This window comes from Streptomyces sp. NPDC127084 (assembly GCF_042724175.1).
GTDB lineage: Bacteria > Actinomycetota > Actinomycetes > Streptomycetales > Streptomycetaceae > Streptomyces.
Map to the genome: position 1 here is coordinate 1 of NZ_JBHXFA010000138.1, position 19,374 is coordinate 19,374.

At 69.7% G+C, this 19,374-nt stretch carries 15 protein-coding genes and 1 rRNA gene; 9 read left to right on the forward strand and 7 right to left on the reverse strand.

Going from position 1 to position 19,374, the window contains the following annotated elements; all coding sequences use genetic code 11:
* Positions 1 to 92 (forward strand): 5S ribosomal RNA (gene rrf / locus ACFWI9_RS26390); the annotation flags it as partial.
* 129 nt (positions 93 to 221) lie between these two features.
* Here the strand turns inward: rrf and ACFWI9_RS26395 are convergent.
* From ACFWI9_RS26395 to ACFWI9_RS26415, 5 genes are read right to left on the reverse strand one after another with little or no spacing between them, the layout of a single operon-like run.
* Entirely contained in the window at positions 222 to 1,532 is a 1,311-nt protein-coding gene (locus ACFWI9_RS26395) for a DUF58 domain-containing protein (protein ID WP_387165597.1), read from the reverse strand.
* An 11-nt stretch (positions 1,533 to 1,543) separates the two neighbouring features.
* Positions 1,544 to 2,527, reverse strand: a complete 984-nt coding sequence (locus ACFWI9_RS26400; RefSeq protein WP_387165599.1) for an AAA family ATPase — start codon at positions 2,525 to 2,527, stop codon at positions 1,544 to 1,546.
* Positions 2,524 to 3,738 (reverse strand): DUF4350 domain-containing protein, encoded by a 1,215-nt coding sequence (locus ACFWI9_RS26405; RefSeq protein WP_387165601.1) that lies wholly within the window; start codon positions 3,736 to 3,738, stop codon positions 2,524 to 2,526. The genes ACFWI9_RS26400 and ACFWI9_RS26405 overlap by 4 nt, the downstream gene beginning before the upstream one ends.
* Positions 3,735 to 4,430, reverse strand: a complete 696-nt coding sequence (locus tag ACFWI9_RS26410) for a DUF4129 domain-containing protein (protein ID WP_387165603.1) — start codon at positions 4,428 to 4,430, stop codon at positions 3,735 to 3,737. Before ACFWI9_RS26410 ends, ACFWI9_RS26405 begins: the two co-directional genes overlap by 4 nt.
* A gap of 4 nt (positions 4,431 to 4,434) precedes the next feature.
* Positions 4,435 to 5,661: a glycerophosphoryl diester phosphodiesterase membrane domain-containing protein gene (locus ACFWI9_RS26415; protein WP_387165605.1), complete on the reverse strand. Its 1,227-nt coding sequence runs from the start codon at positions 5,659 to 5,661 to the stop codon at positions 4,435 to 4,437.
* A 194-nt stretch (positions 5,662 to 5,855) separates the two neighbouring features.
* On the opposite strand from ACFWI9_RS26415, the gene mtnA reads away from it, so the two are divergent.
* The 7 genes from mtnA (at position 5,856) to ACFWI9_RS26450 (ending at position 14,350) form a co-directional block, all read left to right on the forward strand.
* Positions 5,856 to 6,929, forward strand: coding sequence for an S-methyl-5-thioribose-1-phosphate isomerase (gene mtnA, locus ACFWI9_RS26420; RefSeq protein ID WP_387165607.1), 1,074 nt, complete (start codon positions 5,856 to 5,858; stop codon positions 6,927 to 6,929).
* 4 nt (positions 6,930 to 6,933) lie between these two features.
* Positions 6,934 to 7,623 (forward strand): two-component system response regulator MtrA, encoded by a 690-nt coding sequence (gene mtrA / locus ACFWI9_RS26425; protein ID WP_338677056.1) that lies wholly within the window; start codon positions 6,934 to 6,936, stop codon positions 7,621 to 7,623.
* 1 nt (position 7,624) lies between these two features.
* Positions 7,625 to 9,691 carry an MtrAB system histidine kinase MtrB gene (mtrB, locus tag ACFWI9_RS26430; protein WP_387165609.1) on the forward strand — a complete coding sequence of 689 codons (2,067 nt, stop codon included), beginning with the start codon at positions 7,625 to 7,627 and terminating at the stop codon, positions 9,689 to 9,691.
* Between the two features lie 28 nt (positions 9,692 to 9,719).
* Positions 9,720 to 11,519, forward strand: a complete 1,800-nt coding sequence (locus tag ACFWI9_RS26435; protein WP_387165621.1) for an LpqB family beta-propeller domain-containing protein — start codon at positions 9,720 to 9,722, stop codon at positions 11,517 to 11,519.
* Between the two features lie 72 nt (positions 11,520 to 11,591).
* Positions 11,592 to 12,407 carry a ComF family protein gene (locus ACFWI9_RS26440; protein WP_387165611.1) on the forward strand — a complete coding sequence of 272 codons (816 nt, stop codon included), beginning with the start codon at positions 11,592 to 11,594 and terminating at the stop codon, positions 12,405 to 12,407.
* Positions 12,408 to 12,706: 299 nt separating this feature from the next.
* Entirely contained in the window at positions 12,707 to 13,396 is a 690-nt protein-coding gene (hpf, locus tag ACFWI9_RS26445) for a ribosome hibernation-promoting factor, HPF/YfiA family (protein ID WP_387165623.1), read from the forward strand.
* Positions 13,397 to 13,609: 213 nt separating this feature from the next.
* Positions 13,610 to 14,350, forward strand: a complete 741-nt coding sequence (locus tag ACFWI9_RS26450) for a response regulator (protein ID WP_387165613.1) — start codon at positions 13,610 to 13,612, stop codon at positions 14,348 to 14,350.
* A 46-nt stretch (positions 14,351 to 14,396) separates the two neighbouring features.
* On the opposite strand, the gene ACFWI9_RS26455 is transcribed toward ACFWI9_RS26450, so the two are convergent.
* Both ACFWI9_RS26455 and ACFWI9_RS26460 read right to left on the reverse strand, forming a co-directional pair.
* On the reverse strand, positions 14,397 to 15,578 hold the full coding sequence (locus tag ACFWI9_RS26455; protein ID WP_387165615.1) for a winged helix-turn-helix domain-containing protein: 1,182 nt from the start codon (positions 15,576 to 15,578) through the stop codon (positions 14,397 to 14,399).
* An 11-nt stretch (positions 15,579 to 15,589) separates the two neighbouring features.
* Positions 15,590 to 16,192 carry a GNAT family N-acetyltransferase gene (locus ACFWI9_RS26460; RefSeq protein WP_387165617.1) on the reverse strand — a complete coding sequence of 201 codons (603 nt, stop codon included), beginning with the start codon at positions 16,190 to 16,192 and terminating at the stop codon, positions 15,590 to 15,592.
* A 276-nt stretch (positions 16,193 to 16,468) separates the two neighbouring features.
* On the opposite strand from ACFWI9_RS26460, the gene secA reads away from it, so the two are divergent.
* Positions 16,469 to 19,291, forward strand: coding sequence for a preprotein translocase subunit SecA (secA, locus tag ACFWI9_RS26465; RefSeq protein ID WP_387165619.1), 2,823 nt, complete (start codon positions 16,469 to 16,471; stop codon positions 19,289 to 19,291).
* Positions 19,292 to 19,374: the final 83 nt, after the last annotated feature.

Sequence of the window (19,374 nt, forward strand, 5' to 3'; positions counted from 1 at the left end):
CGCCCGGTTACATTCCGAACCCGGAAGCTAAGCCTTTCAGCGCCGATGGTACTGCAGGGGGGACCCTGTGGGAGAGTAGGACACCGCCGAACAATCTTTGAAAAGAGCCCCGTACCGGTCCGGTACGGGGCTCTTTTGCATTTCCGGGCGGGCCTGGCCAGCCCGCTTCAGCCGGCTGCCGGGCTTTGCCCCCGGCAGCAGGGGCCAAAACCCGCCCGTTCCTAGAGTCGGCCAGCCGCCTTCAAGGCGAGATAGGCGTCTGCGAGTGCCGGAGCGAGGCTGTCCGGAGTGGTATCCACGACCGTGACGCCGTGCCGACGCAGTTGTTCCGCGGTACGGCTGCGCTGTGCCTGTGCCTGCGCGCCGGCGGCGGCGTCATAGACCGCGTCGAGGGTGCCTCGGCTGCCGGCCATTCTTTCGACATGGGGATCCGCTACCGAGGCTACGAGGACCGTGTGGCGCTGGGTGAGCTGTGGCAGCACCGGCAGCAGGCCCTCCTCGATCGGTGCCGCGTCGAGACCCGTCATCAAGACGATGAGCGAGCCGCGCGGTGCGTGGCGGAGCGCGGCAGCACCGAGCCCGCGGGCGTCTGTCTCCACGAGTTCGGGTTCGAGCGGGGCGAGAGCATTGACCATCGCGGGAAGCACATCCCCGGCTGCGCGGCCCTGGACATGGGCCCGCGTGCGGCGGTCATAGGCCAGCAGGTCCACCCGGTCCCCGGCCCGGGTGGCGAGTACGGCGAGGAGCAGTGCGGCGTCCATGGCCGCGTCCAGGCGCGGCACATCGCCTACTCGTCCTGCGGAGGTGCGTCCGGTGTCGAGGACAAGGAGGATGTGGCGATCACGTTCCGGACGCCAGGTGCGAACGGCGACTGTGGTCTGCCGGGCGGTGGCACGCCAGTCGATCGAGCGTGTGTCGTCACCGGGGACGTACTCACGGAGGCTGTCGAACTCGGTGCCTTCGCCTCGCGTGAGCACGCTGGTGCGGCCGTCCAGCTCGCGGAGCCGGGCAAGGCGCGACGGCAGGTGCTTACGGCTGGTGAATGGTGGAAGGACACGTACGGTCCAGGGGACCTGGTGGTTCCCCTGGCGTGCGGCGAGGCCGAGCGGTCCGTAGGAGCGGACGGTGACGCGGGCCGCGCGGCGGTCCCCGCGGCGCGTGGGGCGCAGCACCGTGGAGACTCGGCGGCGCTCACCGGCCGGGACCACGACCTTGTGCCGGGAGGCGGCCTGTTCTGTACCCGGCAGCCAGGTGCTTGGCGGCCAGGCGTCGCGGAGACTGGCGCGAAGTGGCCGGCCGGACGGGTTGGTGACGGTGAGCTGGACCTCAGCACTCTCGCCGAGTCGAACTGACGTATCACCACTTCGAGTGAACTGGAGCCTGCGCACTGGTGCGGCCAGGGCGTAGTCGCACAGAATTGCTACGGAGAGCGGAGCGTTCACTGCCAGGATTCCAGCCCAGCTGGGTGCCAGCACACCGATCGGGATGGATCCGAGAGCGGCGAGCAGTGCGGTTCGTCCGGTGAGGGCCATGGTGCCGCGCCTCAGCGGGGAACGGGGACGTGGGTGAGGATCGCGGAGATGACGGAATCAGCGGTGATTCCCTCCATCTCCGCCTCGGGACGCAACTGAATGCGGTGCCGGAGGGTGGGAAGGGCGAGAGCCTTCACATCGTCCGGGGTCACGTAATCCCTGCCGGTGAGCCAGGCCCAGGCTCGGGCGGTGGAAAGCAGTGCGGTGGCTCCGCGAGGAGAGACACCGAGGGTGAGCGAGGGGGATTCACGGGTGGCACGACAGATATCGACGACATAGCCGGCGATCTCGGGGGACACCGAAGTCTTCGCGACGGCTGCGCGGGCGGCTGCGAGATCGGCGGGTCCGGCGACGGGACGGATTCCCGCAGCCTGGAGATCACGTGGGTTGAAGCCGTCAGCATGCCGGGAGAGGACGTTGATCTCCTCCTGGCGTGTGGGCAGCGGCACGGTCAGCTTCAGGAGGAAGCGGTCCAACTGGGCTTCGGGCAGAGGATAGGTGCCCTCGTACTCGACCGGGTTCTGGGTTGCCGCGACGAGGAACGGTTCGGGCAATGGGCGCGGGGTGCCGTCCACCGTGACCTGACGCTCCTCCATGGCTTCGAGCAGCGATGACTGGGTCTTCGGCGGCGTCCGGTTGATCTCGTCGGCGAGCAGCAGGTGGGTGAACACCGGGCCAGGCTGGAAGGAGAACTCTGCGGTCCGCGCGTCATAGACCAGCGAGCCGGTGATATCGCTGGGCATCAGGTCGGGCGTGAACTGGACCCGCTTGGTGTCGAGTTCGAGGGACGCGGCGAGAGCGCGGACCAGGAGGGTCTTGGCGACGCCTGGGACTCCTTCAAGCAGCACATGACCGCGGCAGAGCAGGGCGACGACGAGTCCGGTCACTGCGGAGTCCTGGCCGACCACGGCCTTCGCGATCTCGGTTCGCAGCGCCTCCAGGGAGGCGCGTGCGCTGTCCGAGTTCTCTGCGGTCTCGGGGGTCGGGGCGCTCATGAAGTGCGTACCTCTCTTTCGAGGGCGTCGAGTTGGTCAGCCAGACGGATGAGAGCTGCGTCATCGCCGGGAGCCGGACCGAAGAGCAGGACCCTGAGGTCCCGGTCTGCGGCCGGGAGACGGGCGGACACGGCGGGGAGGAGGACTTCGGAGGAATGCGCGTCCCCCGGGGGGATGCCGAGCAGCGGGGCGAGACGTGAACGGGTGGCCGACCGAAGCGTGGCGGCGGCTCTGTCACGGGCATTGAGCTTGCGGTAGAGGCGGGCGCGGCCTTCGGTGGACTCGGAGGCGCGGATGGCGACGGGCAGATGCTCCGTCACAAGCGGCCCGAGTCGGCGAGCTCGCCAGACGGCGGCGAGTAGCGCGGCGATCAGGAGTTGGAGGGTGCCCCACAGCCAGCCGGCGGGGACCAGATCGGCGAGGCTGCTCGCCCCGGACCCGTCCTCGCCATCGCCGACGGCGGATTCATCACTGAGCGAGGGGAGGTACCAGACGAGATGAGGCCGGGACCCGAGGAGTTGGAGGGTGAGGGAGGCGTTGCCTTCTTCGCCGAGGCGCTCGTTGTAGAGGATGTCGGGAGAGCCGATGAGGACCGTGTCACCGCCGTCCATGCCCTTGAGCGTGAGCAGGCTCGGCAATCCGTCACTGGGGTAGCAGGCGTCGGTGCCGGGCAGCTCGTCCGTCGCGTAGCGCTCGCCGCCGATGTCCACCTTTCCGGCACGCTGGGCGGCGGGAAGGGTGCACCGGGGGCTGCGGGCGGTGACGGAGGTCTGGGCTTCGGCCCGCACGCCGGGTGCGAGAGTCTCCACCGAGTTGGTCCCCGCGGCGACCAGTACGGTGCGGCCCGCCGAGAGCACCATGGCCGCGCGCAGCGCCTGCTGCTGGTGTTTCGTCAGCAGATCGGGCATGGCCACCAGGAGGGTCGTATCGGGTCCGGTGGCGTCGGTGGCTGCGCTGAGGGTGGTGACCACGCGGGTGTCGATCCCCCGATGCTTGAGCAGTTCGGCCGTTGCCCGGCTCCCGGCGCGGTCCGCGGAGCGGGGGTCGAGACGGCCGTGTTGGTCACCGGAGCGCAGGGCTGCGAGCGCGATTCCGGCCGTGACAAGGATGACGAGGACGATCAGCACACCCCGGATGCGGGTCCAGATCTGGCGGGTGCTGAGGGAGGTGGAGGTGTTGGCAGGGGCAGTTCCGGTGGCCGCGCTCTTCATCCGGCCGCTCCCGGGGTGACCGTGCTGAGCTGGGGCTTGGTGAGCTCCAGTTGGTTGTCGAGTTCCTTGAATCGCAGATACGCCTGTTGGTCGGCGGCACGGCCGCCGTATGCGATGTCGTCGAAGGTTCTCGCGGCGTCACGGAGCGCTTCGGCATGGTCGGGCAGAGGTCGTCCGGCTTCTGCGGCAGCCTCGTCGGCGGTGCGTCCGGGGCGGGGATCGAGCAGGGCGCGCTCCTCCAGCGCGCGGACGATCGCCCGCATCCGTTCCTGGACGGCTTGGTTGAAGTGGCCGGCGGCGGCGTGCTCCTCGGCGGTGGCCCGGTGTTGGGCGGCGCTGCGGGGGCCTTCATTGAAGAGAGCCGAGCCGGTGGCGGGGCTGCGCCTGGGGGTGCCCAGCCGCCACCAGAGTGCGACGGTCAGTGCGATGACGATCAGCACGATCGTGACAAGTCCGACCGCTCCGCCCGGAGTCGCCCCGGCCGCGCTGTTGAAGATGCCGTCGACCCACTCCCAGAAGCGATCGAGGCCGCGCTGGAGCAGGTTCGGATCGTTCTGGTGGTACATCGGCTTGGACAGTTCCCGCTCGGCGGCTTCCCGGGCGGGGCCGCGTGGGATGTCCACCGGTAGGTCCGTGCCGTCGTCCGCGCGCATCAGCAGCAGCCGCGCGATGGTTCCCCCCGTGACGGACACGTCGTCAGCCCCCGGTGGCGGTTTCGCCGGTGGTCGGCGTGCCGTAGCCGGGGATGCCGGCGGCCCGGGCCAGTTCGAGGTCGAGCGCCTCGCGGCGGATGCGCTGGTCCACGTAGAGGAGAACCGTGACCCCGGCCGAGATCGGGTAGGTGATGGCGGAGGCGATCACCGCGCCGATCCCGGTGATGATCAGGAACGGCCAGCCGAAGTCGGGGGCTGTGCCGTCGAGCATGGCGCTCAGACCGTTTCCGTCGACGATGAAGGCCAGAAGGGTGAACGGGGTCCCGATGATCATCGAGACGATGAAGGTGAGCACCAACACCAGCACCAGGATGCCGAAAATCCTCCACCAGGCGCCGTGGACCAGCTTGGCGGAGCGGCGCATCGAGGGCAGGATGCCCTGCCGTTCCAGCATCAGCGCGGGCGAGGCGAGGGCGAAGCGGACCCAGAGCCAGACGGTGACGAGCACCCCGGCGAGGACGCCCAGTACCCGCAGGGCGACGGAATCGAGCAGCAGGCCGGGGAGGAATCCCACGGTGATGGTGCCCGCGCAGATCAGCACGATCAGCACGGTCAGGCCCAGGAGTTGGAGCAGCCGAGGCCGGGCCTCGGCCCAGGCGTCGGCGAGATCGACCTGCCGGCCCAGCACCGAACGGCTGATCACCACGGTCAGCAGGGCCGTGATGATGATGGCCGCGATCAGCCCGATGCCCAGGGCAGGAAGCGAGGCGATCAGGCTCGACTGGGTGGATTCGACGACCTGGTTGAGGGCTTCCTCCGGGGTCGCGTCCGGGTTCGGGGCCGGGGGTGCCGGAACCAGATAGCGCTGGATCAGGATGTCGGCCAGCTGGGTGATCACGGACAGCGTGATCGTGATACTCAGCACGGTCCGCCAGTGTGCGCGCAGTGTCGACACCGCACCGTCGAGGATCTCGCCGACGCCGAGGGGCCGCAGCGGGATCACTCCGGGCTTAGCGGCGGGCGGTGCGCCCCAGCCGTCGTGCTTCGGTGCGCCGCCCCAGCCGCCGTGGCCGGGCGTGGTGCCCCAGCCGGGCTGCACCGGCGGTCCGGATACGCCGCTCGGCGTTGCGGGCGGGGTCCACTGCCCCGGGGGCGGTTGCTGCTCGGACCACTTCGAGGCGGGGTCGGCCGCGCCGGGGGGTTGCACTCCGGAGTCCTGGCCGTCAGCGGGCACGGATCCGGGTGCTGCCCAGCCCGGAGTGTCGTTCACAGTCGTCCACCTCGTGGAGTGCTCATGCGGCCGACTCGGCGAGCCGGTGCTGTCCTGATACCCGTCCGTCCGCGTGACGGAAGGCCGTCAGCCATCGTGCCACGCGGCGCTCGCGGCTGGACCAGGCCCTGGATCATCCTTGTCGCCTTCGTTACCGCCTTCATTGTGCGTGCCGTAACGGGCAGACTGGGCGAATGGTTGATCAGCACATTCAGGCGCCTGACGGTGTACGGCCTCCGCCGCCGTCACTGCGTTGGGACGAGCGCCCCGACGGGCCCGTACTGCTCCTACTCGATCAGACCCGGCTACCGGCTGAGGAAGCCGAGCTGGTCTGCGGGGACGTCCCGGCGCTGGTGCGAGCGATCCGGACGCTTGCCGTGCGTGGGGCTCCGCTGCTCGGTATCGCCGGCGCGTACGGGGTCGCCCTGGCGGCGGCGCGCGGGGAGGACGTCGATACGGCGGCTGCCGCACTGGAAGGGGCGCGGCCCACCGCGGTGAACCTCGGCTACGGGGTGCGGCGTGCTGTCGCGGCCCATCAGGGCGCGGCCTGCGGGTCCGAAGCGGCAGCCGCCGCGCTCGCCGCGGCGAAGGCACTGCACCTCGAGGACGCCGAGGCCAGTGCGCGGATGGCCCGCCATGGCCTTGCGCTGCTGGATGAGCTGCTCCCGGCAGGTGAGCATCGCGTTCTTACGCACTGCAACACGGGTCGGCTGGTCTCGGGTGGCGAGGGAACGGCGTTCGCGGTGGCGCTCGCCGCACACCGCGCCGGCCGGCTGCGCACGCTGTGGGTGGACGAGACACGTCCGCTGCTCCAGGGCGCCCGGCTCACCGCCTACGAGGCCGATGGGCACGGGATGGCGTACCGGCTCCTCGCGGACAACGCGGCGGGCTCGCTGTTCGCGGCGGGGCAGGTGGACGCGGTGCTGATAGGTGCGGATCGGATCGCCGCCGACGGCTCCGTGGCCAACAAGGTGGGGAGCTATCCACTGGCGGTGCTGGCCAGGTACCACCATGTGCCGTTCATCGTGGTGGCGCCGACGACCACAGTGGATCTGGGCACCGCGGATGGTGCGTCGATAGAGGTGGAGCAGAGGTCGGGGCAGGAGGTATCGGGCATGTACGCGCCACATGCGTACAACCCTGCGTTCGATGTCACACCGGCAGAGTTGGTGACTGCTGTCGTTACGGAGGAAGGGGTCGCGTCCCCGGTCACAGGGGCCCGGCTGGCGGAGCTGTGTGCCAGGTCACGCCAGGTCTCGGTGAGCTAATGGGATGATGTCGAATATGAAGGGACGCGTCCTTGTCGTCGACGACGACACCGCACTGGCCGAGATGCTCGGGATCGTGCTGCGTGGTGAGGGGTTCGAGCCGTCGTTCGTAGCGGACGGCGACAAGGCCCTCGCCGCTTTCCGCGAGGCCAAGCCGGACCTGGTGCTGCTTGACCTCATGCTGCCCGGTAGGGACGGCATCGAGGTGTGTCGGCTGATCAGGGCCGAGTCGGGTGTACCGATCGTCATGCTCACGGCCAAGAGTGACACCGTGGATGTGGTCGTCGGACTGGAGTCCGGCGCGGACGACTACATCGTGAAGCCGTTCAAACCGAAGGAGCTGGTCGCCCGTATCAGGGCGCGGCTGCGTAGGTCGGAGGAGCCGGCTCCTGAGCAGCTCACCATCGGTGATCTGGTCATCGACGTGGCGGGCCACTCCGTGAAGCGGGACGGGCAGTCGATCGCGCTGACGCCGCTGGAGTTCGATCTGCTGGTCGCGCTGGCCCGCAAGCCGTGGCAGGTGTTCACCCGTGAGGTGCTGCTCGAGCAGGTGTGGGGCTACCGCCATGCCGCCGACACCCGGCTGGTGAATGTACACGTGCAGCGGCTGCGGTCCAAGGTCGAGCGGGACCCGGAGAGGCCGGAGATCGTGGTGACCGTGCGTGGCGTCGGCTACAAGGCAGGACCGAGCTGACATGACCGTGGGCAGCACTGCTCCGAAACCCGGGGGGCCGGGAGTCCGTACGGGGCGGGCTGCCGAACCGGGTCGTGGGCCTTCGCGCGTAGGCAGGGTGTTCCAGGACGGGGCTCCGGGTGGACCGGTGCTCCGGCTCGCCATGCGCTGGATCCGGCGTCCGCTGCTGCCGGCCGTTCGGCTGTGGCGGCGGAACATCCAGCTTCGTGTGGTGGTCAGCACCCTGCTGATGTCCATCGGAGTGGTTCTGCTGCTCGGGCTCGTCGTCATCGGCCAGGTCCGCAACGGGCTCCTGGACGCGAAGGAGCTGGCGGCGCAGAGCCAGGCCGCCGGTGGCTTCGCCGCTGCCCAGGACAAGGCCAGCGGCCCGGTCGCGCTCGGCGGCCCGGAGGGTGACGCCACCGACGGCATGCCCGGCCGGGGCGCCGTGAACTGGCGGTCCGAGCTGGTGAAGCAGCTGGCCAGTGGCGGCCAGGGCGCCTACCACGTGGTGGCGCTCAGCCCCGACTCGGGCGCTGCGGGCACCAACCGCGGGCCCCGGGCGTCCGGCAATGTCGATGTCTCCAGCATTCCGCAGGACCTGCGGGATTCCGTCGCGCAGGGCACGGGCACGTTCCAGACGTACATCAACATCGCCTACTCGTCCCAGAAGACGCCGGAGGCCGGTCTGGTCGTCGGCAAGCGCCTCAACGACGTCGCGGGCAACGCCTACGAGCTGTACTACCTCTTCCCCCTGACCCAGGAGGACGAGTCGCTCAGTCTCGTCAAGGGAACGCTCGCGACCGCCGGACTGTTCGTGGTCGTGCTGCTCGGCGCGATCGCGTGGCTGGTGGTACGGCAGGTCGTGACGCCTGTGCGGATGGCCGCGGGGATCGCCGAGCGGCTCTCCGCGGGGCGTCTCCAGGAGCGGATGAAGGTCTCCGGCGAGGACGACATCGCCAGGCTGGGCGAGGCCTTCAACAAGATGGCTCAGAGCCTCCAGCACAAGATCCAGCAGCTGGAGGACCTGTCCCGGATGCAGCGCCGGTTCGTCTCGGACGTCTCGCACGAGCTGCGCACCCCGCTGACCACCGTGCGGATGGCGGCGGACGTCATCCACGAGGCACGGAGCGACTTCGATCCTGTGACGGCCCGGTCGGCGGAACTGCTCGGGGACCAACTGGACCGCTTCGAGTCGCTGCTCTCCGACCTACTGGAGATCAGCCGCTTCGACGCAGGCGCCGCGGCTCTGGAGGCCGAGCCGATAGACCTCCGCGAGGTGGTGCGCCGTGTCATCGGCGGTGCCGAGCCGCTGGCCGAGCGCAAGGGCACGCGTATCCGCGTGGTCGGCGACGAGCAGCCCGTGGTCGCGGAGATCGACTCCCGGCGTATCGAGCGCGTCCTGCGCAACCTTGTCGTCAACGCCGTCGAGCACGGCGAGGGCCGCGATGTGGTGGTGCGGCTGGCCTCCGCGGGCGGAGCGGTCGCGGTGGCGGTGCGGGACTACGGAGTGGGACTGAAGCCGGGCGAGGCGACCCGCGTGTTCAACCGCTTCTGGCGGGCCGACCCGGCCCGGGCGCGGACCACCGGCGGTACGGGCCTCGGCCTGTCCATCGCCGTCGAGGACGCACGGCTGCACGGCGGCTGGCTCCAGGCCTGGGGCGAGCCGGGTGGCGGCTCGCAGTTCCGCCTCACCCTGCCGCGTACCGCGGACGAGCCGCTGCGCGGTTCGCCGATACCTCTGGAACCGGAGGACTCCCGGCGCGCCCGGCAGGGCGGCTCCGGCGCGGGGGGCGGGGAGAACGCCCTGCGGCTGGCGTCCGTGCCGTCGCAGCCCGGCGCGGGCCGCTCGCCGATATCGATGGCAGCCCGGGCACCCCTGACGCCGCCGCGCAACCAGTTGTCGGCGCCGGTGGATCCCGCGGCCTTGCCGGGCAGCGGTGCGCGGGTCGTGGCGCGCCAGCCAGGTCAGGCGACCCATGCAAGCCGGACAAGCCAGACAGGTGAAACAGGCGCGGTTGAGCGTACGAGTGACGGCGACGGCGCCGCACGGATCCCGGAGGGGGAGGACTCGACTCGTGGGCGCTGAGCGTCGTCGTCACGGCCGTGGGCGCGTGATGCGATCCGCCGCGCTGCCCACCTGTGCGGCACTGCTGCTGGGTGGGTGTGCGTCGATGCCGGACAGTGGGGATGTCGAGCAGGTCAAGGCCACCCAGGGCGCCGATTCGCAGGTGCGGGTGCTCGCGGTGGCCCCCCGGGAGGGCGCCGAGCCGAGCGAGATCGTCGACGGCTTCCTCGAGGCCATGACGAGTGACGATCCGAGCTTCGCGACGGCACGCAAGTACCTGACCAAGCGAGCCGCCAAGGAGTGGAAGCCGCAGGAGCAGACCACGGTGCTGACCGAGGCCCCCGAGTGGGACCTGGACCTGGAGAAGGACGCGCCTGACCGCACCTACAAACTCCGCGGCGAGCAGATCGCCACGGTGGACCGGAACGCGTACGCGGCCGTGCCGGCGACCCAGTACAACGGCTTCCTGCGGCTCGTCCAGGAGAACGGCGCGGACGGCAAGGGCAGGGAGTGGCGCATCGACTACGCCCCGGGCGGCCTGCTGCTCGGGGAGAGCGACTTCCAGCGCAACTACGGCTCCGTCAACAGGTACTACTTCGCGTCCGGCGAGAAGTCGGTGGTAGCGGACCCGGTCTACATCCGGCAGCGGCAGGACCCGGTAACCCGGATGGACCCGGTGGCGCAGACCGTCTCGTCCCTCTTCGACGGGCCGACGACCTGGCTCCGCCCGGTGGTCACCTCCCCCTTCCCCAAGGGCACCGCGCTCAAGGCGGGCACCACCGCACTGACGCCGGACGACCAGAACGTCCTGCGGCTGCCACTCAACGAGAAGGCCGCCCATGTGGGGCGCGCGGCCTGCCAGAAGATGGCCACACTGGTGCTGCTCACCCTCCGCGGTCTGACCTCGCCACGGGTCGAGCAGGTGCAGTTGCAGCGTTCCGACGGCAGCACTCTGTGCGTGTACAGCGCCGCTCAGGCGGAAGGGGCCCCGCCGGTGAGTTCGCTGCCCCGGGCGGATGACGTGTACTTCGTCGACCAGGCCGGCCGGATGGCCGTCACCGCGCCGACGGGGACCCTCGACCAGTTCACGGCCGTGCGCGGCCCCTTCGGCACCGGCGAGCTGCCTGTAGGCAGCCTCGCGGTCGCCCGCGACGAAGAGCGTGCCGCTGCCGTGTCCCAGGACGGCCAGCGCCTCCACGTCGCCTCGATCATCTCTGATGAGAAGCTCGGGGCCGCCTTGGCGACCAGCCGCGGCGTCCGGCCTGAGGACCGGCTGTCGGCCCCGAGCTGGGACCGCGGCGATCTGTGGGTGGCCGACCGTGACCCCGCCGCGCCGAGACTGCTGCGCTTCGCGGGTGGCCGGGGTGTGCCGCAGGAAGTGAACGTCGCCTCGCTCGACGGCGCTCGGATCGAGTCGCTGAAGTTGTCGTCGGACGGGGTGCGGATAGCCCTGCTGCTCACGAAGGGCGGCAAGAGTTCCCTGCAGATCGGCCGGATCGAGCGCCGGGAGAACGCGGACGGGACCACCGTGTTCTCCGTGGCCGATCTGCGGGCGGCGGCGCCTCGGCTGGAGGGTGTGACCGCGGTGTCATGGGCGGGGCCGAGCAGGCTTGTGGTGGTGGGCAAGGAGACGAGGGGCGTGCAGCAGGTGCGCTACATCGCCACGGACGGGTCACTCTCGCCGGCCGGGGGTGTACCGGGGCTGAACAAGGTGTCCGCCATCGCCGCCAGCGATGACGAGGAGCAGCCGCTGGTGGCGGTCTCCGATGACGGGCTGGTGCGGCTGGCACCGTCCGCGAACTGGCAGACGTTGATCGACAAGGGCTCGTTGCCGGTCTACCCCGGGTAGTGCGGCGGTGAGCCCCGCCGGAGTTGTCCACAGGGGTGGCGGGGTCCCCGCCACCACGGGACAGTGGACGCCATGCGGGGTTGGTGGCAGGAGATCGCCGGGCTGGTGCTGCCGCTGGCCTGCCCCGGCTGCGGATGTCCTCGTACGCCGTTGTGCGAAGAGTGCGCCGGGGAGCTGACAGGCAGGGAACCGCGGCGGGTCCGGCCGTCTCCCGAGCCCGCGGGGCTGCCCATGGTGTTCGCGGCGGCCGGGTACGAGGGCGCTGTACGGGCTCTGCTGCTTGCGCACAAGGAGCGGGGTGCGCTGGGGCTTGCCGGACTGCTCGGCGGGGCCCTGGCGGGGGCGGTGCGGGCGGCGCTGGCCCAGGTGCCGGGTGGCGTGCCGGGTCCTGTGCTGCTGGTGCCCGTCCCATCGGCGCGGCACGCGGTGCGGGCGCGCGGGCAGGACGCGGCGCGGCGTGTCGCTGCGGCGGCCGCGGGTGCGCTGCGGCGTGGCGGGGTTCCGGCGCGGGTGCTGCCGGTGCTGCGGCAGTGCCGCCCGGTGGCGGATCAGTCGGGCCTCACGGCTCGTCTGAGGCTGGCGAACATGGCCGGGGCTCTGGGGGTGGTCCCTGGGGCTGAGCGGCTGCTGGTGGGCCGTACAGCGGTGCTGGTGGACGATCTGATGACGACGGGTGCCTCGCTGGCGGAGGCGGCGCGGGCGCTGTGTGCGGCACAGCGCTGTGATCCTGCTGTTCCTGTCGTTCCTGCTGTATCGGACCGGCCGGCCCGATACGGCACCGTCGCGGCGGTGGTGGCGGCCCCGGTCCTGGCGTTCGGCAGCTCGCGTGGACCGGCGCGGCACCGGCTCGCGGAACCCACCCGACGGCCCGGACGTTGCAGCCAGTGACGAGCGAGACGATCTGATCGTGCGTACGCGCTGGTAGCGGGTGCCGACCACGGCCGGAGCGAGCTATGTTCGGGTGAAGAGGACTGGTGAACCCTGGTCTCCTTCGAATAAATGGCCGAGTTACGGCTGGGTGTTCGCGGCGTGAACGTGAACCTCGAAATTGGTGGGGTGGAGATCTCCCCGATGGGGGAGGAGGAGGTGAAAGTCACCAAGTCCGAGGCTCCGGTGCAGACCGGAGCCTGGTGCAAGAGGGAGACGCTCCGCAGCGCAAGCGGAGCTATCCGGGAACGGAGTTCTGCGTGGACATCGTCGTCAAGGGCCGCAAGACCGAGGTGCCGGAGCGGTTCCGCAAGCACGTGACCGAGAAGCTGAAGCTGGACAAGATCCAGAAGTTCGACGGCAAGGTGATCAGCCTCGACGTCGAGGTGTCCAAGGAGCACAACCCGCGGCAGGCAGACCGTTCCGACCGCGTGGAGATCACCCTCTACTCACGGGGACCGGTGATCCGGGCAGAGGCGTCGGCCGCCGACCCGTACGCGGCACTCGACCTGGCCACGGCCAAGCTCGAGGCACGGCTGCGCAAGCAGCACGACAAGCGCCACACACGCCGGGGCAGCGGTCGGCTTTCGGCCGCCGAGGTCGCGGATGTGGTGCCCGGCGTCGCCGAGTTGAACGGAAACGGCCAGCCCGTCTCCGAAGAGAGGTCCGAGGGCATTCCCAGCACCACGATCGGCCCGCTCGCCGTACAGGGCGAGGGCCCACTGGTGGTCCGCGAGAAGACCCACACCGCTGCCCCGATGTCGCTCGACCAGGCGCTCTACGAAATGGAGTTGGTCGGGCACGACTTCTATCTGTTCGTCGACTCCGAGACCAAGGAGCCCAGTGTCGTCTACCGGCGGCACGCCTATGACTACGGCGTCATCCACCTGAACACCGATCCGTTCGCCGGGGGCGAGTCGGGCGGCGCCGGTGGTGCGCTCGGCGGCTGACACGTCGCCCCGGACGGATGGTCGGTGCCCCTGGAACGCCTCGTGCGCCCCCAGGGGCACCTCTGTGCCACCGAGGGCGCCGCTCTGTGCCACCAAGGGACCACCGCGGTGCGGTGCGGGCATGAAATCATGGCGACCAGAGCCAACCGGAGTGCTGCCGAACGGGGTTGGCCGACCACAATGACCCGGGCCGCGGCCTCAGGGGGAGGAACGATGGCGGACAGCTTCGGGCCGGTGCGGGGCACGGGCGGCACCGGGGGCGCGGAAGGCGCGCAGCCGGGTGACTCCCGCAAGGAGCCGATCCGGGTACTCGTGGTCGACGACCACGCGCTCTTCCGCCGGGGTCTTGAGATCGTCCTCGCCCAGGAGGAGGACATCCAGGTCGTCGGCGAGGCGGGGGACGGCGCCGAAGCCGTCGACAAGGCGGCCGACCTGCTGCCGGACATCGTGCTGATGGACGTGCGGATGCCGAAGCGCGGTGGGATCGAGGCCTGCACCTCCATCAAGGAGGTGGCTCCCAGCGCGAAGATCATCATGCTGACGATCAGCGACGAGGAAGCCGATCTCTACGACGCGATCAAGGCGGGTGCCACGGGCTATCTCCTCAAGGAGATCTCCACGGACGAGGTCTCCACCGCGATCCGCGCCGTGGCCGACGGGCAGTCGCAGATCAGCCCCTCGATGGCGTCCAAGCTGCTCACCGAGTTCAAGTCGATGATCCAGCGCACCGACGAGCGTCGGCTGGTGCCCGCGCCCCGGCTGACCGAGCGGGAGCTGGAGGTCCTCAAGCTGGTCGCCACGGGGATGAACAACCGCGATATCGCGAAGGAGTTGTTCATCTCCGAGAACACCGTGAAGAACCATGTCCGCAACATCCTGGAGAAGCTCCAGCTCCACTCCCGGATGGAAGCGGTCGTCTACGCGATGCGCGAGAAGATCCTTGAGATCCGCTGATCGGATCGACTGACCGGTGCGGTCCGGCGCGGCCGGTCCCGCGCGGTCATTCCAGCGCGGCCACCAGCGGTGCGGCGAGTTCGGGGCGGTCGACCCGCTCGATTCGGACCGAGTCGCAGCCCACCCATTCGGCCGCCTCGCGCAGAGCCTGAGCCATGGGCCGCACCGCTTTGGGACCCTCCAGTGAGACCTGCCGGGCCACCAGCGTCGTGCCCTCACGGGCCGGATCGACCCGGCCCAGCAGCCTGCCGCCCGACAGCAGCGGCATCGCGAAATAGCCGTACACCCGCTTCGGCTTGGGTACGTACGCCTCCAAACGGTGGGTGAACCCGAAGATCCGCTCGGTGCGGGGGCGCTCCCAGATCAGTGAGTCGAACGGCGAGAGCAGCGTCGTACGGTGACGGCCGCGCGGCTCGCTCGCCAAGGCCTCGGGATCGGCCCACGCGGGCTTGTCCCAGCCCTCGACTCGTATCGGCACCAGACCCGAGTCCGCGACCACGGCGTCGAACTGCTCGGCCTTGAGCCGGTGGTAGTCCGCTATGTCCGTCCGCGTGCCCACCCCCAGCGCCTGCCCTGCAAGACGCACCAGGCGCCGCAGGCACTCGCGGTCGTCCAGCTCGTCATGGAACAGCGCGTCCGGGATCGCGCGCTCGGCGAGGTCGTACACCCGCTTCCAGCCGCGTCGCTCGGTGCACACCACCTCGCCGTACATCAGTGCCCGCTCGACGGCCACCTTCGACGCGGACCAGTCCCACCACTCCCCGCCGTTCTTCGCGCCGCCCAGCTCGGTGGCGGTGAGCGGCCCTTCGGCCGTCAACTGCTTGATCACCGCGTCATAGGCGCCGTCCGGCAGCTCGTGGCCCCAGTGCGGACGGCCGCGGTACGCGCGGCGGCGGAAAGCGAAGTGAGGCCACTCCTCCACGGGCAGGATGCAGGCCGCGTGCGACCAGTACTCGAAGGCGTGGGTATCGGTCCAGTAGGCGTCCTCGACCGTCCGTCGGCCCACGGCCCCCAGCCGGGCGTAAGGAATGAGCTCGTGCGAGCGCGCCAGCACCGAGATCGTGTCGAGCTGGACGGCCCCGAGATGGCGCAGCACCCCGCGCACACCGCCCTTGCGGTCCGGGGTCCCGATGAATCCCTGGGCACGCAGCGCGATACGGCGGGCCTCGTCAGCGGACAGCTCGGCGATGGCGGGCGGCGCGGGCGGCGCGGGCGGCACTGTCGTCATGTCTCCGCACCCTAGACGGCGCCTCTGACACCGGGCGCCGACGCAGGGGCCGACAGATAGGGGAGGGCCGACGCCAGTCCGAGATCCGACGGAAGCAGCGAGGCGACCCAGCCGTCCCGGACCGTCCCGCGGTCCCGTATGGCCGCGCGGTTGACGCCCTCCACCGTGAAGCCGGCCTTCCGGGCCACCGCGAGCGATGCCGCGTTGCCCACCTGGGCGCGCCACTCCAGGCGCACGCTTCCCAGCTCGGTGAAGGCCCAGCGCGCCAGCGCCAGCGTGATCTCGGTGGCGTAACCGCGGCCCCGGTGCTCGGGTGCGGTCCAGAAGCCGACCTCCCACCCGCCCTCGCGCGGATGGTGCAGACCGGCGGAGCCGACCAGTGAGCCACCGTCGCGCAGGCGTACGCAGAAGGAGTATGCCGTGTCGTCGCGCCAGCCGGTCGGCACGGTCAGGCCGACGAAGTCGGCCGCGTCGCTCCTTTCGTACGGGATGGGGATCGCCGGGATCCAGCGCTGGATGCCGGGGTCCTGGCACGCCGCGTACACGTCCTCGACGTCGTCCGCCGTGAACGCGCACAGCTTCAGCCGCTCGGTGGTGAGACTGATGGGGTCCATACGGGGATTCTTCTCACCATCCGTCTGCCGTGCGAGCACTTTTCGGCAGCGGCGGCACCTTCCGCGCCTTCCGAGCGTTCATCCTTAGAAGAGCGGTACTCGGCTTCGCTGCGGGGGTTCCCCGGACACCGCTGGGCGTGCCCCGGGGGCGGACCTCCCGGCGCGGCGGGGTCCTCGCTTACGATGGCCGGTGCGGTGGGGCCTACCTGCCGTGCCCGCGCCAGTGTCCATCACACGACCCAGTGCCAGGCCCGACCGGCAAGGAGACCCGCCTCAGTGTCCGTCTTCAACAAGCTCATGCGTGCAGGCGAAGGCAAGATCCTGCGCAAACTGCACCGCATCGCGGACCAGGTCAACTCCGTCGAAGAGGACTTCGTCAGCCTCTCGGACGCCGAGCTGCGGGCGCTCACCGAGGAGTACAAGGAGCGCTTCGCAGACGGCGAGAGCCTGGACGACCTGCTCCCCGAAGCCTTCGCGACCGTCCGCGAGGCCGCCAAGCGCGTCCTCGGCCAGCGTCACTACGACGTGCAGCTGATGGGCGGTGCCGCCCTGCACCTCGGCTATGTCGCCGAGATGAAGACCGGTGAGGGCAAGACCCTCGTCGGCACCCTCCCCGCGTATCTGAACGCCCTCTCTGGCAAGGGCGTCCACCTGATCACGGTCAACGACTACCTGGCCGAGCGCGACTCCGAGATGATGGGCCGGGTCCACAAGTTCCTCGGGCTGTCCGTCGGCTGCATCCTGGCCAACATGACTCCGGCCCAGCGCCGCGAGATGTACGCCTGCGACATCACGTACGGCACCAACAACGAGTTCGGCTTCGACTACCTGCGCGACAACATGGCGTGGTCGCAGGAGGAGCTCGTCCAGCGCGGCCACAATTTCGCGATCGTCGACGAGGTCGACTCGATCCTCGTGGACGAGGCCCGTACGCCGCTGATCATCTCCGGCCCGGCCGACCAGGCGACCAAGTGGTACGGCGACTTCGCCAAGCTGGTCACCCGCCTTGCCAAGGGCGAGCCCGGCAACCCGCTGAAGGGCATCGAGGAGACCGGCGACTACGAGGTAGACGAGAAGAAGCGCACCGTCGCCATCCACGAGAGCGGTGTCTCCAAGGTCGAGGACTGGCTGGGCATCGACAACCTCTACGAGTCGGTGAACACCCCGCTGGTGGGCTACCTGAACAACGCCATCAAGGCGAAGGAGCTCTTCAAGAAGGACAAGGACTACGTCGTCATCGACGGCGAAGTCATGATCGTTGACGAGCACACCGGCCGTATCCTCGCCGGCCGCCGCTACAACGAGGGCATGCACCAGGCGATCGAGGCGAAGGAAGGGGTGGACATCAAGGACGAGAACCAGACGCTCGCCACGATCACCCTCCAGAACTTCTTCCTCCTGTACGGCAAGCTCTCCGGTATGACCGGTACGGCCATGACCGAGGCCGCCGAGTTCCACCAGATCTACAAGCTGGGCGTCGTGCCCATCCCGACGAACCGGCCCATGGTCCGCAAGGACCAGTCGGACCTGATCTACCGCACCGAGGTGGCCAAGTTCGAGGCCGTCGTGGACGACATCGCGGAGAAGCACGAGAAGGGCCAGCCGATCCTCGTCGGTACGACGTCGGTCGAGAAGTCGGAGTACCTGTCGCAGCAGCTCAGCAAGCGCGGCATCCAGCACGAGGTGCTCAACGCCAAGCAGCACGAGCGTGAGGCCTCGATCGTCGCGCAGGCCGGCCGCAAGGGCGCGGTCACGGTCGCCACGAACATGGCCGGCCGTGGTACGGACATCAAGCTCGGCGGCAACCCGGACGACCTCGCCGAGGCGGAGCTGCGCCAGCGGGGCCTCGACCCGGTCGACCACGTCGAGGAGTGGGCCGCCGGCCTCCCCGCCGCCCTGGAGAAGGCCGAGCAGGCGGTCAAGGCGGAGTTCGAGGAGGTCAAGGCGCTCGGTGGCCTCTATGTGCTGGGTACCGAGCGGCATGAGTCGCGGCGCATCGACAACCAGCTGCGCGGTCGTTCCGGCCGTCAGGGCGACCCGGGCGAGTCCCGTTTCTACCTCTCGCTCGGTGACGACCTGATGCGTCTGTTCAAGGCGCAGATGGTAGAGCGGGTCATGTCCATGGCCAACGTTCCGGACGATGTGCCGATCGAGAACAAGATGGTGACGCGCGCGATCGCGTCCGCCCAGTCGCAGGTCGAGCAGCAGAACTTCGAGACGCGTAAGAACGTCCTGAAGTACGACGACGTGCTCAACCGCCAGCGCAAGGTCATCTACGCCGAGCGCCGCCGGGTGCTGGAGGGCGAGGACCTGCACGAGCAGATCCGCCACTTCATGGACGACACCATCGACGCGTACGTCCAGGCGGAGACCGTCGAGGGCTTCGCCGAGGACTGGGACCTGGACCGTCTGTGGGGCGCCTTCAAGCAGCTCTACCCGGTGAAGGCCACCATCGAGGAGCTCGAGGACGCGGCCGGGGACCGTGCCGGTATCACCGCCGAGTTCATCTCCGAGTCGATCATGGATGACATCCACGAGCAGTACGAAGAGCGCGAGAAGCAGCTCGGCTCGGAGATCATGCGCGAGCTGGAGCGGCGCGTGGTGCTGTCCGTGCTGGACCGCAAGTGGCGCGAGCACCTCTACGAGATGGACTACCTCCAGGAGGGCATCGGTCTGCGGGCGATGGCCCAGAAGGACCCGCTGGTCGAGTACCAGCGCGAGGGCTTCGACATGTTCACCGCGATGATGGACGGCATCAAGGAGGAGTCCGTCGGCTATCTGTTCAACCTGGAGGTCCAGGTCGAGCAGCAGGTCGAGGAGGTACCGGTGCAGGACGCGGCCGAGAAGGCCTCCCTCCGGAAGGAGGACGCGGTGCCCGCGGGCGCCGGGCGCCCCGAGATCCGCGCCAAGGGCCTGGACGCCCCGCAGCGCCCCGACCGGCTGCACTTCTCGGCGCCGACGGTCGACGGCGAGGGCGGAATCATCGAAGGCGACTTCACCAGCGATGAGGCGCCGGCGCGGTCCCAGTCGGACGGGATGACGCGTGCGGAGCGCCGCAAGGCCCAGAAGAGCACGGGCGGCCGCCGCCGCAAGAAGTAGTCCCGTACGGGGTCCTCATAAGGATCGCGAACGAGTATCTTGAAAAACCCCCGGACAGGGGACGCGACGGCCGTGGGCCGGGC

Excerpts from the sequence above, each read along its gene's own strand:
- ACFWI9_RS26395 (WP_387165597.1), bottom strand. The coding sequence starts at position 1,532 with ATGGCCCTCACCGGACGAACCGCACTGCTCGCCGCTCTCGGATCCATC.
- ACFWI9_RS26400 (WP_387165599.1), bottom strand. The coding sequence starts at position 2,527 with ATGAGCGCCCCGACCCCCGAGACCGCAGAGAACTCGGACAGCGCACGC.
- ACFWI9_RS26405 (WP_387165601.1), bottom strand. The coding sequence starts at position 3,738 with ATGAAGAGCGCGGCCACCGGAACTGCCCCTGCCAACACCTCCACCTCC.
- mtnA (WP_387165607.1), top strand. The coding sequence starts at position 5,856 with ATGGTTGATCAGCACATTCAGGCGCCTGACGGTGTACGGCCTCCGCCG.
- mtrA (WP_338677056.1), top strand. The coding sequence starts at position 6,934 with ATGATGTCGAATATGAAGGGACGCGTCCTTGTCGTCGACGACGACACC.
- mtrB (WP_387165609.1), top strand. The coding sequence starts at position 7,625 with ATGACCGTGGGCAGCACTGCTCCGAAACCCGGGGGGCCGGGAGTCCGT.
- ACFWI9_RS26435 (WP_387165621.1), top strand. The coding sequence starts at position 9,720 with ATGCGATCCGCCGCGCTGCCCACCTGTGCGGCACTGCTGCTGGGTGGG.
- ACFWI9_RS26440 (WP_387165611.1), top strand. The coding sequence starts at position 11,592 with ATGCGGGGTTGGTGGCAGGAGATCGCCGGGCTGGTGCTGCCGCTGGCC.
- ACFWI9_RS26450 (WP_387165613.1), top strand. The coding sequence starts at position 13,610 with ATGGCGGACAGCTTCGGGCCGGTGCGGGGCACGGGCGGCACCGGGGGC.
- ACFWI9_RS26455 (WP_387165615.1), bottom strand. The coding sequence starts at position 15,578 with ATGACGACAGTGCCGCCCGCGCCGCCCGCGCCGCCCGCCATCGCCGAG.
- ACFWI9_RS26460 (WP_387165617.1), bottom strand. The coding sequence starts at position 16,192 with ATGGACCCCATCAGTCTCACCACCGAGCGGCTGAAGCTGTGCGCGTTC.